Source organism: Streptomyces sp. NPDC127177, assembly GCF_042672475.1.
Lineage (GTDB): Bacteria > Actinomycetota > Actinomycetes > Streptomycetales > Streptomycetaceae > Streptomyces.
In genome coordinates this window covers 1-14,144 of sequence record NZ_JBHXUW010000001.1, presented here as the reverse complement: position 1 = coordinate 14,144, position 14,144 = coordinate 1, and the positions used below count along the sequence as shown (strand labels likewise).

The following is a 14,144-nucleotide window of genomic DNA, read 5'->3' as shown; positions in this document are numbered from 1 at the left end:
GCCCTGGGCGCCCGGAACGGCCGCCTGCCCCGCCACCTCAGCTCTCCCCCGTACCCGCCCCCGAACGGAAGGCGCCTGCCATGGCCCGCACCGCACTCCTCGCTATGGACCTCCAGCTCAACCACATCGCCCACTGCCCCGACGACTACCTGCCGCGCGCCGCGCACGCGCTCGGCACCGCGCGCGCCGCGGGTGTCCCCGTCATCCATGTGGCGCTCCGGCTGCGCCCCGGCCACGTAGACGCCCACCCGCGCAACAAGATCTTCGGCTCGCTGCCGTCCCATCTCTTCACCGCGGACGACCCCGGCGCCGCGATCCATCCCGATGTCGCCCCCGCCAAGGGGGAGATCGTCGTCCACAAGAACCGTGTCAGCGCCTTCGCCGGGAACAACCTGCACCAGATCCTGACCGCTCAGGACATCGGTCATCTCGTCCTGGCAGGCGTCTCCACCGGCGGCATCGTCCTGTCCACGGCCCTTCAGGCGGCCGACCTCGACTACGGGGTCACAGTCCTGTCCGACGCCTGCGCCGATCCCAGCCCCGCCCTGCACGACATGCTCCTGAGCGAACTCCTCGCCCGGCGCGGCGAGGTCACCACCGTCGAGGAGTGGGCCAGGGCCCTCGACGCGGCCGGGTAGCCGTCCGCCGCCGGGTCGAGCGCTCCCGCGGTACCGCGCCGTCCGGGAAGTGCCCGCCCCCTTCGGAGCGGTGTGACCTGTCCGGCTGTGATCGAACGTACGTCTGCCCCGGGCCGGATCTCCATAGAATGTGAGCGACCGCTCCGCCGTTGACGCCCGCTCACGGCACCCGCCCCGGCCGAGGGATGACGTAACGGTGTACCAGCCCCACGAGTTCGCACTCACCGATACCGGCTACCCGGGCCCGGCGCCCTCCTGGGCCGCCGGTGCTCCGGCGCTCTGGGTCGTGGACGCGCGGGAGCAGGGCGAGCGGGCACAGCGGCTCGCCCCGGACATCCTCGACGCGCAGGAGCTCGGGCGGGCCGGGAGTCTGATCTCCGAGGCCGACCGCCACTGCTACGTCGCCTCGCACGTGGCGTTGCGGTTGCTGCTCGGGGCCCGGCTGGGCGTCGCTCCCGACGCCGTGCGGCTGACCAGGGAACCCTGCCCGTCCTGCGGCGGGCCGCACGGCCGTCCCGCGACCGACGGCGATGTGCACTTCTCCCTGTCGCACACCAGGGGCGTGGCCCTGCTGGCCTTCGCGGACACGCCGGTGGGAGTGGACGTGGAGGGCGCACCGCGGGCCCGGACGGTGTCGGAGATCGGCGACCAGCTGCATCCCGCGGAGCGCCGCGAGCTGGCGGAGCTGCCTCAGGAGCACCGGCCGGCCGCCTTCGTCCGGGCGTGGACCCGCAAGGAGGCCTACCTGAAGGGCAAGGGGATCGGGCTGGCGGGTGGTCTCGCGCACGACTACGTGGGGACCGGCCCCCGCCCGCAGCCGGGCCCGGCGGGCTGGACCGTCACGGATGTCGCGGTGCCCGCCGGATACGCGGCGGCGGTCGCCGTCCGCACGGCGGGGCGGGCGCCCGCCGCCGGGGACGAACGGCGAGACTGATCCGGCGGGCAGATCGTACCGACCGACCGATACGGAGGAATGGCAGATGCCGCACGCACGAGCCGGACAGCAGGCACGACCCGAGGACCTGACCGACGTGGCCCGGCTGGTGACGGCGTACTACACGCTGCACCCCGATCCGGACGAGGCCGGTCAGCGGGTCGCCTTCGGTACCTCGGGGCACCGGGGGTCGTCGACGGCCACCGCGTTCAACGAGGACCACATCGCCGCGACGAGCCAGGCCATCAGCGAGTACCGGGCCCGACAGGGCACGGACGGGCCGCTGTTCCTCGGCGCCGACACCCACGCGCTGTCCGAGCCCGCCCGCGTCACCGCCCTCGAGGTGTTCGCGGCGAACGACGTGACCGTGCTCATCGACTCCGCCGACGGCTACACGCCGACGCCCGCGGTCTCGCACGCCATCCTCACGTACAACCGCGGCCGGAAGGCCCAGCTCGCCGACGGTGTGGTGGTCACCCCGTCGCACAACCCGCCCGGTGACGGCGGCTTCAAGTACAACCCGCCGAACGGCGGCCCGGCCGGGTCCGCGGCGACCGGCTGGATCCAGGAGCGGGCCAACGAGATCATCAAGAACGGCCTGAAGGACGTGCGCCGGGTGACCCGCACCCGCGCGCTGGCGGCCCCGTCCACCGGGACGTACGACTTCCTCGGCAGCTATGTGGCGGACCTCCCGTCCGTCCTCGACCTGGACGCGGTCCGCACGGCCGGGGTGCGGATCGGCGCCGATCCGCTGGGCGGGGCATCCGTCGCGTACTGGGGCCGGATCGCCGAGCAGCACCGGCTCGACCTGACCGTGGTCAATCCGCTCACCGATCCCACCTGGCGGTTCATGACGCTGGACTGGGACGGCAGGATCCGGATGGACTGCTCCTCGCCGTACGCGATGGCCTCGCTGATCGGACAGCGCGAGCGGTACCAGATCGCCACCGGCAACGACGCCGACGCGGACCGGCACGGCATCGTCACCCCGGACGCGGGTCTGATGAACCCGAACCACTACCTCGCCGTCGCCATCGACTACCTGTACACCCACCGGGACCGGTGGCCGACGGGGGCGGGCGTCGGGAAGACCCTGGTGTCGTCCGGAATGATCGACCGGGTCGCCGCCGACATCGGCCGGGAACTGGTCGAGGTGCCGGTCGGGTTCAAGTGGTTCGTGGACGGTCTGTCCGACGGCTCGCTCGGGTTCGGCGGCGAGGAGTCGGCGGGCGCGTCCTTCCTGCGCCGGGACGGGTCGGTCTGGACGACCGACAAGGACGGCATCCTGCTGGCGCTGCTCGCCTCCGAGATCCTCGCGGTGACGGGCGATTCGCCGTCCGAGCGCTATGCCGCGCTGACCTCCCGGTTCGGCGAACCGGCGTACGCCAGGATCGACGCCCCGGCGGACCGTGAGCAAAAGGCCGTGCTCGCGCGGCTCTCCCCCGAGCAGGTCACCGCCGACACCCTCGCCGGAGAGCCGGTCACGGCCGTGCTCACCTCGGCGCCGGGCAACGGCGCGGCGATCGGCGGTATCAAGGTGACGACGGAGAACGCCTGGTTCGCGGCGCGGCCGTCCGGCACCGAGGATGTCTACAAGATCTATGCCGAGTCCTTCCTCGGCACCGAGCACCTCGGGCGCGTCCAGGAGGAGGCCAGAGCCGTGGTCTCCGCGGCCCTGGACGCCTGATCGGGCGGGAGCCGCGTCCCCGGAGCGCCGGGGACGCGGCTCCCGCGTGTCAGGGGGTCGACACCGTCGGCCGCGGCGCGGTCGCCATCCCGGCGCCGATGAAGAAGCCCGGGTGCGGTGGCTCGTTGTAGGCGGTGTTCTGCCAGGCCAGGGCCGTGCGGTAAGTGATGTCGTGGAGCAGTGTCGTGATCCTCGTGCTGCTCTGTGACGGCGTGGAGTAGATCCTCAGCGCGGTGTTGTCGGCCGTCGGCCAGACCACCTCCTCGCGCCAGTCGCCGAACAGGTCGCCGGAGATCGCGGGGGTGGCCTTGGTGCCGTTGTTCGCGTGCACCGAGGCGCCGGTCAGCAGCCGGGTGTCGGACGAGGTGCCGTACTTGTCGATGTGGGTGCCGTCGAGGAGCTCCCGGGTGGTGTCGCCGTCCCACCAGGCCAGGAAGTTGGAGCTGGAGGGCTTGCGGTTCGCGACGACGGTGCCCTTCGGGTCGCGTATCCCGTCGGCCGCGGCCGACCAGGACTCGGCGCCGGAGGAGCCGGACCAGATGTCGTCGCTGACCCCGCGTCCGTTGTCGCCGTCGGCGGGCGTCGACCAGATGATCCGGCCCGTCTTCGCCTCCGCCATCCACGACGAGGGCTTCGAGCTGTCCTCGTCGACCTTGAACTCCTCCAGCCCCGGGCGTGACGGGTCCAGGTCACCGACGTGCATGGCGTCGCCGTGGCCGTTCTTCGTGGTCCACAGGGCGTTGCCGTTGTCGTCCACGGCCATCGCGCCGTAGACGATCTCGTCCTTGCCGTCCGCGTCGACATCGGCCACCGAGAGCTGGTGGTTGCCCTGGCCGTCGTAGCCCTTGCCCGAGTTGGTCGAGCTGTTGGTGTCGAAGGTCCAGCGCCGGGTGAACGCCCCGTCCCGCCAGTCCCAGGCGGCGATGACGCTCCGCGTGTAGTAGCCGCGGGCCATGATCAACGACGGGCGCGCACCGTCCAGATAGGCCGTGCCCGCGAGGAAGCGGTCGACGCGGTTGCCGTAGCTGTCGCCCCATGAGGACACCGTGCCGCGTGCGGGGACGTAGTCGACCGTGCCCATGGCCGCGCCCGACCGCCCGTTGAACATGGTCAGGTACTCGGGGCCGGCAAGGACGTAGCCCGCGGAGTTGCGGTAGTCGGCGGACGAGCTGCCGATCGTCCTGCCCTGGCCGTCGACGGTGGCGTCGGCGGTCTTCATCGCGACCTCGGCCTTGCCGTCGCCGTCGTAGTCGTAGACCTGGAACTGGGTGTAGTGCGCGCCCGAGCGGATGTTGCGGCCCAGGTCGATGCGCCACAGCCGGGTCCCGTCGAGCCTGATCCCGTCGATGACGGTGTTGCCCGTGTAGCCGGACTGGGAGTTGTCCTTGGCGTTGGTGGGCTGCCACTTCAGTACGAAGTCGAGTGCGCCGTCACCGTCGAGGTCGCCCACGGAGGCGTCGTTGGCCTCGTAGGTGTAGGCCACACCGTCGGGCGTCGTGCCTCCGGCGGGCGGACTGATCGGTACGTCCTTGTAGCCGGTGCGGAACTGGATCGCGTGCACGGAGTCGCCCTGCTCGGCCCCGTCGACGACCGCGCGCACGGTGTAGTCCGCGGAGCCGGGCGCGCCCGCGTGGAAGTAGTTCGTCGAGCCGGTGACGGGTGAGGCGTTGACCTTGGTACCGGCCCGGTAGACGTTGAAGGAGATGTCGTCGGCGTCGGTGGCGAGCCAGCGCCAGCTGATCAGGTTGCCCGCATCGGTGTGGACGCTGACGACGCCCCGGTCGAGCGCCTCCGCCTGGCGTGCGGTCGCGGCCTGCGAGGTCTGGCCGGAGGCGACCAGTCCGGCGGCGGCCAGCAGACCCGCCGTCAGTGCGCCGAGCAGTGTGCGGGTCCGGGTGGTGCGACGTCTGCGGGAGGGCCGGGGATGCTCAGGAGCCACGGTGGGTTCCTTCCGGGTGGGGGTGGGTTTCGTAACGTCAGTGGCCGCCGGGCGCGGAAAGGTTGCCGCTCCCGCGGGCCTCGGCGCCCACGGCCCCGTTCACCCGTACGGGTCCGCGCGGTGGCGGGCGGCACGGGACGTGCGCAGGCTGTCCCGGAGAGCTGCCGATTCGCTGGGGTGGCGGAGCCCGTTGGGGGTGCGACGTGTCGGACGGCGGTGGACCTGCCTCTGGGACGAACACGGGCGACGCCATGGCGGTGGCGCTCCTGAACACCCTGTTCAGCCAGTCCACGGTGGGGCTCCACGTCCTGGACACGCAGTTGCGGGTGGAGCGCGTCAACACCCTGTCCGACGCGGTCGGGACCGAGAAGCTCGTGGGCCTGCACTTCACCGAGGCGTACCGGCTCGACGACCCGGACGATGCGGAACTGCTCCTGCACAGGGTGCTGGAGACCGGCGAGCCGGTGCTCGACCGGGTGATCCGCGGACGGCTGATGGGGGCGCCCGGACCCAGCCGCAGCCTGATGGTCACCCTCCACCGCCTGGACGCCCCGGACGGACGGACGCTGGGGGTGCTGGCGGCCGTCGTCGACGTCCACGAACGCGAGAAGGCGCGGTCCCGGGCGGACTGTCTGACGGCCGTGCGCAAGGAGGTGGGCCGCTCCCTCGACGTGGCGGCGACCTGCGAGGGCCTGGTCGCGGCCCTGGTGCCGCGGTTCGCGGGCTTCGCCGTGGTGGAAGTGGTGGACGAGGTCCTGCGCGGATCGACCCTCGTGTCCGGTCCGCTGGCACGCGATGCCCTGCTGCGGCGCGCCTCTCAGCGCGGGCTCGGCAGCGACGCCATGGCCGGGGACATGCGGCGGCTGCCCGACCGTACGCCCTTCGCACTCGCCGTCAGCGATCTGCGGCCCCGGCTCTCCACCCTCGGCCCGGACACGCCGTGGCTGGCCTCGGACCCCGAGAGCGCGCGGCTGTCCGAGGTGTCCGGGGCGCACTCCCTGATCGTGGTCCCGCTGAAACTGCACGGAACCGTCCTCGGACTGGTGAGCCTCTACCGGTTCCGCGGCACCGAACCGTACGACGAGGACGATCTCGCGCTCGCGCTGACGGCAGCCGCCCACGCGGCCCTGAGCATCGAGAACGCACGGCGCTACGAGCGCGACCATGTGATCGCGTCCACCGTCCAGCACAGGCTGCTCCCCCAGCACGACGGCGCCCGGGTCGCCATCGAGACCGCGCACGCCCTGCTTCCGGGGCGCAACAGCGGCTGCTGGTTCGACACCGTCGGGCTGTCCGGTGCGCGTACCGCGCTGATCATCGGCAATGTGGAGGGGCACGGCCTGCAGACGGCCATCACGATGGGGCAGTTGCGCACGGTCATCCAGGCGCTGGCCGGTCTCGACCTGGAGCCCGACGAGGTGCTGGCCCGGCTGAACGACACGGCCGACCGGCTGGCGGAGGAGCGCAGGTCGCTGCCGCCCGGCGACTCGCTGCACAACCAGGCCCTGACGGCGACCTGCATGTACGCGGTCTACGACCCGTTCGCCCGGACGTGCACCGTGGCGCGGGCGGGGCATCCGGCTCCGGTGGTCATCGCTCCCGACGGCCGCCCCATCGCGCTGGACGTACCGGAGGGCCCGTCGCTCTTCTCCGACGACAGCGCCCCGTTCGCGACCGCGACGATCGAGCTCGCCGAGGGCAGCGTGCTGGCCTTCCTCACCTGTTCGCTGCTGCCGGACGCCCGGTCGGTGGCCCAGGTGCAGGACGCGCTCTCCTTTCCGGACCGCCCGCTGCGGCAGCTCTGCGACTCCATCGTCTACAACCTGCCCGCCGACGCCTGTCCGGACGGTGCCGCCCTGCTCCTCGCCAGGACCGGGGTCGTTCCGCCCGACCGGGTCGCGACCTGGGAACTCGCCCACGAGCGGACCACCCCGGCGGTCGCCCGCACCCTGGTCAGGGACCGGCTCGAAGGGTGGAATCTCGACGAGGAGACGATCGAGGCGACCGAACTGATCGTGAGCGAACTGATCACCAACGCGGTCCGTTACGGAACCCCGCCGCTGCACCTTCGGCTCCTGCTGGACCGCACCCTCACCTGCGAGGTCCACGACACCAGTCCGGTGGCGCCCAACCTGCGCCACGCGCGCACGGTCGACGAGGGCGGGCGCGGCCTGTTCATCGTGTCGCAGCTCGCCACGCACTGGGGCACCCGGTACGGCGTCGACGGCAAGGCGCTGTGGACCGAGCAGGAGATCCCGGAACCCGAGGACGGCAGCTGACGGGTCCGGGCACCCCGGTCCCCGGCGACACGGTTGCGGCGCACCACGGCCGACCGCACGGATGTTCTCGCGGACCGCGGCCGTGCCCCGCCCTTCACGGTCCGACGGCCCCGCGCTCGGTCACGGCGTCGGGGCGCCTCCCGGACCAGCCGAGGAGGACCACCGAGCACACGGCGGCGAACGCGCACCAGGTCGAGATGAACTCCAGTCGCCACAGGGCGGCGCAGATGACGGCACCGGCCCCGGCCAGCGCCCCGAGCCACCGCAGCCACCGGTCGCCGGACAGCAGCAGCGCACCGACGGTGGCCAGGAGGTAACCGGCGACGAGCAGCCCCGGGCGCGGCAGATCGACCACGTAGCCCAGGGTGTGCCCGCGGATCCGGGCGGCGACGGGGCGCGCCGCCAGCGCATGCCCGAGGGCGGCTGCAGTCGCGGCCCCCGCCACCAGCGGTACCACCAGTCGTCGGCGGGCGTGCGGCGGCGCCGCGCACCACACCCCCAGCGGCACCCACAGCGCGAGAACGGGCAGCGCGATGACGGCCCAGGCGACGGTGGCCGGGCCGCTGCCGCCGTCCGCGCGCCAGACGGCGGACTCGATGATCTGATGGGCGCCCAGCAGCAGCGGGAGCGCGGCGAGCGGCAGGTCCCGCGCCCGTCGCGTCCGCACGACGCAGGCCACGCCGATCGCCGCGACGGCGGAGCCCGCGAACAGGTCGGCGGTCTCGCTCCAGCACATGGCGTCACCCGCGGGTTTCTCGTTCGCGTGAACCGGTCTCCTGCACGGTCACGCTACGGCCCCTGCGGCGGGCGCGGGCCGTGACACGGCATCCGCCCGGCAGGCCGGGGCCCGCTGTCCGGCCGCCGTCCGGGCCGGAACAGGCGCTACGGCGTCGCGTCCGACCAGGCGTACGGCGGCGGCACCGGACCGTCCGACGGCCCCGCTCCGGCCTCGCCGAGTTCGCGGTCGGCCACGCTCATCAGCTGGGCCGCGACGTCGCGCATCGCGCGGCTCGCAGCGAGTTCGTCGCCGATCGTGGGAACGTCGGGGTCCTGCGGACTGCAGCGGGCCACCCCGTGGCCGGTGAGTTTCGCGGTGCCCGTGTCCAGCACCGCCTCCGCCTTCGTCGCGCCGTCCTCCTCGGACAGGTCGACGCGCACCGTCCACTCCAGCATCCGGTTCATCGCACACCTCCCGGCCCGCGCCGGCCGCCGTCCGACGCCGCCCGCGGGGTTCACTCCCAGCATCCACCCAACCGGCACGATCCGCGCAGGCCGAGCCCTCCCGGCCGCCGCGGACGGCTCGCCCTGCGCGGATCCGCACACCGAAATAGGATGCAATGAGCCACGTCCGGGGGCAGCCGGGTCGCGGACGGGGCCCGTACGGATCGAGACGTTGACCTCCCGGATCGTCCCGCCACGACAGACCCTGTGGTGCGGCTCGCCACCACGCCCTGCGGAGCGGCCCATGAACCGGCGTCGTCCTCCCCGCTCGGCCAGTGCCGAGGAGCTGCTGACCACACTCCAGCAGCTGACCTCCCGCGCGCGCCGCGAGGTGGAACTGCACCAGGCGCGGGTGGAACTGGCCGAGGCACTCCAGCGCGAGATGCTGCCCTCCTCGCTGCCCTCCCTGCCGGGGCTGCAGACCGCCGCCCGCTACACACCCGCGCGCAACGGTCTGGACATCGGGGGCGACTGGTACGACGGTTTCCGGCTCCCGGACGGCTCGCTCGCGTTCGCCATCGGGGACGTGCAGGGGCACGACGTCGAGGCCGCGGCCTTCATGGGGCAGATCCGGATCGCGATGCGGGCGCTGGCGGCCACCGCGGCCGATCCGGGCGAAGTGGTGGGCCGGACCAACGACCTGCTGCTCTCCGTGGACTCCGGCCTGCTCGCCACCTGCACCTTCGTCCGGATCGATCCGGTCGCCCAGGAGCTCCAGAGCGCCCGTGCGGGTCACGTCGCCGCGGTGTGGGCCACGGCGGACGGCCGGTCGGGCACCACCGAGGACGAGGGCGGTCTGCCGCTCGGCATCCAGAGCGGCGAGGAGTACCCGGTCACCACGCGGCGGCTCACCACCTCCGGGGCCTTCGTGCTGCTCACCGACGGAGTGATCGAAGGGCCTTCCTACACGATCGACGAGGGGCTGGACTCCGTGGTCCGGCTGGTGAGCTCCGGCGTGGGCGACGACGCGGACGAGCTGGCCGACGCGATCCTGCGGACCGCGGAGCACACCGGGCACGAGGACGACGCAGCCGTGCTCGTCCTGCGGCACGACGCGTTTCCCCTCGCCCCGGGATGACGCACCGATCCAGACCTGCGCGTGTCACACAGCCGCCTCCCACTGGGGCCGGTGTCTGATGAGAACCGTGATCCGCAGCGAGAAATACCGGCGCCGGGCGGTGGCACTGCTGCGCATCCTGGCAGTGGCCGCCGCCTACTACGGGGCCGGCTGGCTGGGGCTTCTCCAGCAGGTGACCCTGAACGGCGCGACGGCCACACCGCTCTATCCACCGACCGGGATCGCCCTGGGCTGCCTGCTCTGTCTGGGCCCGCGCATCTGGCCCGGGATCGCTCTGGGCTCGCTGCTCATCATCGCCACGCTCAGCGGTTACGTGTCGTGGTCCACGATCGGCGTCGTGGCCGGCAACACGCTGGCACCCCTGTGCGCCTATCTGCTGATGCGCCGGTTCGGCTTCCGCAATGACCTGGACCGGCTGCGCGACGGTGTCCTGCTGGTCTTTCCGGGCGCGATGGTCGGGATGGTCATCGGCGCGTTCATGGGTACCGCCATGCTCCTGGTGGACGGCAAACTCGCGCTGAGCGACTTCTGGATGGTCTGGGCGCCGTGGTGGGCCGGGGACGCCATGGGAGTACTGGTGGTCACCCCGGTGCTGCTCGTCTGCCGCCGGTTGCGGATGCCCCGGATGAGCGACCGGTGGATGGAGGCCGGTGCGCTGGTGATCGTCGCGGTCGCGGGTTCGCTGCTGGCCACCCGCGGCCCGCTGTCGATGCTCTACCTGGCGTTCCCGATCCTCATCTGGGCCGCGCTCCGTTTCCGGCTGGCGGGCAGCGCCCCGTGCGCTCTCCTGGTGTCCGTGCTGGCGGTGGTGGCCGCGACGGACCGGGTGGGCCCGTTCGCCGACGACAGCATCGTCGAGGTGATGATCAACCTCACGGTCCTCAACGGATCCGTGGCGCTGACCGCTCTGCTGCTGGCCGCCGTCGTCGCGGAGCAGCAGAACGTCCGCCGCAGGATCGAGCGTGTCTGCGAGGAACTGGCCGATGTGGTGGACCACCTCGCGCCGGGCATGTCGGCGGCCGCCTGGCCGTCCCGGGCGAGGGACGAGCGCGAGAGCCGCTGAGGCCCCCGGCACGGCGTCAGCGCGGGAAGTGCCGGTCCAGGAAGTCGTTGCGGAAGGTTCCGGCCGGGTCGTACCGGGCCATCAGCTTCTCGAAGTCCTGGTACCGCCCGTACAGCGTGCGCAGGACGTCGGGGGTGGTGGTGAACACCTTGCCCCAGTGCGGACGCGCGCCGTACGGCGCCAGCGCCTCCTCGATCTCCCCCAGCACAGGTGCCACTGCCGCGGTGTCCGGTACCCAGGTGAAGTGGAAGGCCACCGAGTCCCTGCCGTGCGCGGGGCTCAGCCACAGGTCGTCGGCCGCGACCGTGCGTATCTCGGAGATCTGCAGCAGCGGGGCGATCCGGTCCCGGAGCCGGCCCAGTGCCTCGTAGGCGGCCGCTCCGTCCTGACGGGCCACGAAGTACTCCGACTGCAGTTCGTCCCCGTTGCTCGGGGTGAACTCCAGCCGGAAGTGCGGCAGCCTCCGGTGCCAGGCGCCGACGGCGCCCAGCTGCCGGGTGCAGTTGCCTGCGGGCACACCGGGGATCGGATGGCGGGGTCCGTCGGCGAGCCGGGCCCCGAGCCACTCGCCGGGCGCCTGCCGGACCTCACCGCCGCGCACCCGCTCCTTGAGCCACACCTGGCCGACCGGTCCGGGACGCCAGTCGGTGAAGACACTGACGCTGTACGCGGCCGACATCACCTCGTCGAAGGCGCCGGTCAGCCGGGGCTCGGGCAGCTCCTCGTAGACCCACTGGCATACGTCGAAGGCCGGGACCACGTCCAGTGTCAGCCGGGTCACCACGCCCAGTGCCCCCATGGACACCACCGCTCCGGGGAAGTCGGCGTCCCCTCGGCGCAGCGATACGGTCCCGCCGTCCGCGGTGACCATCTCCAGGGCCCGCACGGCGCCGGCGAGGGAGCGGTTGCCCACGCCCGAACCGTGGGTTCCGGTCGCGCAGGCGCCGGCCACCGAGATGTGCGGGAGCGACCCCAGGTTGTGCAGGGCGAAGCCGCTCTCGTGCAGTTGCCCGGCGAACTCGCCGAAGCGCAGCCCCGCGCTGATCGTCACCGCACCCGCCTCGGGGTCGATCTCGACCACGCGCGGCAGACCGGCCACCGAGACCAGGTCCCCGGTGGTGTCGGCGACGGCGTTGAAGGAGTGCCGGGTGCCCAGGGGCCGCACCGCGGTGGAGGCGGCCACCGTCTCCCGCAGCTCGGCCAGGGAACGGGGGACGCACAGTCGCCTCGCCCCGAACGTGACGTTGCCGGCCCAGTTCTTCTCCGCGGGAGTCACCGTGCGTCCTCTTTCACTCGTGGCCGGGGCAGTCTCCCGACGGTGCATTCTCCCAGACGGCCCCCGCCGCCCCTCGGCCGAGCCGTGGGCCGGGAAGACGCAGACGCACGCAGGCCAACCAGCCGACCACGTACAGTAGTTGGCGGAGCGGCGGTACATATCCGCACACCGTCCGATTCCGGCGTGTCGCAAATACCAACACATCCGCACAGAACCTGTGATCCAGCACGGAACGGGACGAGTTCCGGATCGCACCGCAAGTCTGAACTTCGCTGGAACTCCAGCGAAATGACACGTGTGTGGATATCGTGCACCGAGCGAGGGCGCATCCGTCAGTCCACAGGATCGGCGGATGCGCCCCGTTTGTGGAGATGCAACTGTGACTGGGGGGTTCATGGGGCATGTCGAGCTACCCGAAACCGGAATATCAAGGCCCGTGGGACTGGCGGGGGCGCCTCGTCCACGGACCGCTTCGAACCGGCTCCGCGGCCAGGAGTTCGACCGGCTGCCGCAGGGCCCGACCGTACAGCGCGAACGTTCCGCCCGGCCCGGGCCGAGAAGGGGACCCGGCCGGTACCTGCCACTTGTCATCTGCTTCGACCTGCTCGGTCTCGGGCTTCCCGGCTGGCTGGTGCTCCGCGCCGACCAGGAGCCCCGGGCGCTGGGCTGCGCGGTCGCGGCAGCGCTGGTGTGGTCCGGTGTACGGGCGGCGCGCGGCCGGTACTCGCTCCGGGCGCCGGGCCGCCCCGCGGGGGCGCTGACCGCGTCCGGGGACTGGCTGCTGCTCATCGGCGTGCTGGCGGTGCTCCGGACCGTGGCCGGCGGATCCGTCGATCCGGCGGCGGCGGTGGTGGCACTGATCCCCGGCCTGCTGACGGCCGTGGCCGTCACCGGAGTCCGCCGGCTGCCCGGGTGGGGGAAGCACCGGGCGGCACGCCGGGTGCTGGTGGTGGGCGATGCCGTGGGAGTGGACCGGGCGGTGCGGATGCTCGGTGCCCGCAGGGACCACGAGTACCTCGTGGTCGCGGCCGTGCCCGTGGGAACGGCCGCGCCGAGCTGCGACACCCCGACCCCGGGGCGGCTCGCGCCCGTGCCCGCCGACGACGACGCCTCGACGGTGCTGGGCGCGGCCTTCGCGTACGAGGCGGACCTGGCCCTGGTGATACCGGGGCCCGAGCTGACCGAGGACCGATTACGGCGGCTGTCCTGGGGGCTCCACGACGGCGGACTCGACCTGTCCGTGCTGTCGCACCTTTCGGAGATCGCCGCGGACCGGGTCCGCCCGGCGTCCGCGGCCGGACTGACCCTGCTGCACGTCGTGCCGCCGCTGCGTCGGGGCCCGCAGCCCGCGCTCAAGGCCGCGGTGGACCGTACCGGCGCCGCGCTGGGTCTGCTGGTACTAGCCCCGTTGCTGCTGGTGGTCGCCGCTGCGGTCCGGCTCACGTCCAGGGGGCCGGTCTTCCACCGGCAGATCCGTCACGGGCAGCACAACCGGCCGTTCACCATGTGGAAGTTCCGCACGATGGTGGCCGACGCCGAACAGCGCCGGGCACGGCTCGCCACGTCCAACGAGCACGACGGCCCGATGTTCAAGATGCGCCGCGATCCCCGCGTCACACGCATCGGCCGGCTGCTGCGCCGCTCGTCCCTCGACGAGTTGCCCCAGCTCCTCAACGTCCTGCGGGGTGACATGTCCCTGGTGGGTCCGCGTCCGCCGCTGCCGGACGAGGTGTCCCGATACGACGAGCGCGAGCTGAGGCGCCTCACGGTCAAACCCGGACTGACCGGGTTGTGGCAGGTCAGCGGGCGCTCCGACCTCTCCTGGCAGGAGACCGTGTCGCTCGACCTCTGGTACGTGGACAACTGGTCGGTGGCCACAGACATGGGACTCATGGCCCGTACGCTGCGCGCCGTCACCGACGGCCGCGGGGCGTACTGAGTGCGGCGGCTGCACATGTCAGAAGCGGGAAGAGGCCGGGTGGCCGGGCACCCCGGGGGTCCCGGCCACCCCGCCTGCCGGTCCGGCCCC

At 72.5% G+C, this 14,144-nt stretch carries 11 protein-coding genes; 7 read left to right on the top strand and 4 right to left on the bottom strand.

Going from position 1 to position 14,144, the window contains the following annotated elements; translation table 11 throughout:
* Nucleotides 1-80: 80 nt before the first annotated feature.
* The 3 genes from ACFVJX_RS00055 to pgm all read left to right on the top strand — a co-directional run bounded on the left by ACFVJX_RS00055 (nt 81) and on the right by pgm (nt 3,259).
* Complete coding sequence (locus ACFVJX_RS00055) at nt 81-638, top strand: cysteine hydrolase family protein (protein WP_384127717.1); 558 nt, start codon at nt 81-83, stop codon at nt 636-638.
* A gap of 196 nt (nt 639-834) precedes the next feature.
* Nucleotides 835-1,572, top strand: coding sequence for a 4'-phosphopantetheinyl transferase family protein (locus ACFVJX_RS00050; RefSeq protein WP_384127715.1), 738 nt, complete (start codon nt 835-837; stop codon nt 1,570-1,572).
* 46 nt (nt 1,573-1,618) lie between these two features.
* A complete protein-coding gene (gene pgm, locus ACFVJX_RS00045; RefSeq protein ID WP_384127714.1) occupies nt 1,619-3,259 on the top strand; it encodes a phosphoglucomutase (alpha-D-glucose-1,6-bisphosphate-dependent) in 1,641 nt (546 codons plus the stop codon).
* 49 nt (nt 3,260-3,308) lie between these two features.
* On the opposite strand, the gene ACFVJX_RS00040 is transcribed toward pgm, so the two are convergent.
* A complete protein-coding gene (locus ACFVJX_RS00040) occupies nt 3,309-5,198 on the bottom strand; it encodes a rhamnogalacturonan lyase (RefSeq protein ID WP_384127713.1) in 1,890 nt (629 codons plus the stop codon).
* 203 nt (nt 5,199-5,401) lie between these two features.
* Here ACFVJX_RS00040 and ACFVJX_RS00035 point away from each other — a divergent pair, with 203 nt between their 5' ends.
* Nucleotides 5,402-7,477, top strand: a complete 2,076-nt coding sequence (locus tag ACFVJX_RS00035; protein ID WP_384127711.1) for a SpoIIE family protein phosphatase — start codon at nt 5,402-5,404, stop codon at nt 7,475-7,477.
* A gap of 94 nt (nt 7,478-7,571) precedes the next feature.
* Here the strand turns inward: ACFVJX_RS00035 and ACFVJX_RS00030 are convergent, their stop codons facing one another.
* Nucleotides 7,572-8,213 carry a DUF6629 family protein gene (locus tag ACFVJX_RS00030; RefSeq protein WP_384127710.1) on the bottom strand — a complete coding sequence of 214 codons (642 nt, stop codon included), beginning with the start codon at nt 8,211-8,213 and terminating at the stop codon, nt 7,572-7,574.
* 146 nt (nt 8,214-8,359) lie between these two features.
* Nucleotides 8,360-8,659 (bottom strand): DUF1876 domain-containing protein, encoded by a 300-nt coding sequence (locus ACFVJX_RS00025; protein ID WP_384127708.1) that lies wholly within the window; start codon nt 8,657-8,659, stop codon nt 8,360-8,362.
* A 283-nt stretch (nt 8,660-8,942) separates the two neighbouring features.
* Between ACFVJX_RS00025 and ACFVJX_RS00020 the strand changes: the two genes are divergently transcribed.
* Both ACFVJX_RS00020 and ACFVJX_RS00015 read left to right on the top strand, forming a co-directional pair.
* Complete coding sequence (locus ACFVJX_RS00020; protein WP_384127707.1) at nt 8,943-9,776, top strand: PP2C family protein-serine/threonine phosphatase; 834 nt, start codon at nt 8,943-8,945, stop codon at nt 9,774-9,776.
* Between the two features lie 67 nt (nt 9,777-9,843).
* Nucleotides 9,844-10,839 (top strand): MASE1 domain-containing protein, encoded by a 996-nt coding sequence (locus ACFVJX_RS00015; protein ID WP_384127706.1) that lies wholly within the window; start codon nt 9,844-9,846, stop codon nt 10,837-10,839.
* A 16-nt stretch (nt 10,840-10,855) separates the two neighbouring features.
* Here ACFVJX_RS00015 and ACFVJX_RS00010 read toward each other — a convergent pair whose 3' ends face one another.
* The gene (locus tag ACFVJX_RS00010; RefSeq protein WP_384127705.1) at nt 10,856-12,115 is read right to left on the bottom strand and encodes a D-arabinono-1,4-lactone oxidase; all 1,260 of its coding nucleotides are present in this window, start codon (nt 12,113-12,115) and stop codon (nt 10,856-10,858) included.
* Nucleotides 12,116-12,551: 436 nt separating this feature from the next.
* On the opposite strand from ACFVJX_RS00010, the gene ACFVJX_RS00005 reads away from it, so the two are divergent.
* Nucleotides 12,552-14,054 (top strand): exopolysaccharide biosynthesis polyprenyl glycosylphosphotransferase, encoded by a 1,503-nt coding sequence (locus ACFVJX_RS00005; RefSeq protein ID WP_384127703.1) that lies wholly within the window; start codon nt 12,552-12,554, stop codon nt 14,052-14,054.
* The last annotated feature ends 90 nt before the right edge of the window (nt 14,055-14,144 follow it).

Bases quoted from the DNA above. Each gene is read 5' to 3' on its own strand.
- ACFVJX_RS00055 (WP_384127717.1), top strand. From the start codon at position 81: ATGGCCCGCACCGCACTCCTCGCTATGGACCTCCAGCTCAACCACATC.
- ACFVJX_RS00025 (WP_384127708.1), bottom strand. From the start codon at position 8,659: ATGAACCGGATGCTGGAGTGGACGGTGCGCGTCGACCTGTCCGAGGAG.
- pgm (WP_384127714.1), top strand. From the start codon at position 1,619: ATGCCGCACGCACGAGCCGGACAGCAGGCACGACCCGAGGACCTGACC.
- ACFVJX_RS00030 (WP_384127710.1), bottom strand. From the start codon at position 8,213: ATGTGCTGGAGCGAGACCGCCGACCTGTTCGCGGGCTCCGCCGTCGCG.
- ACFVJX_RS00020 (WP_384127707.1), top strand. From the start codon at position 8,943: ATGAACCGGCGTCGTCCTCCCCGCTCGGCCAGTGCCGAGGAGCTGCTG.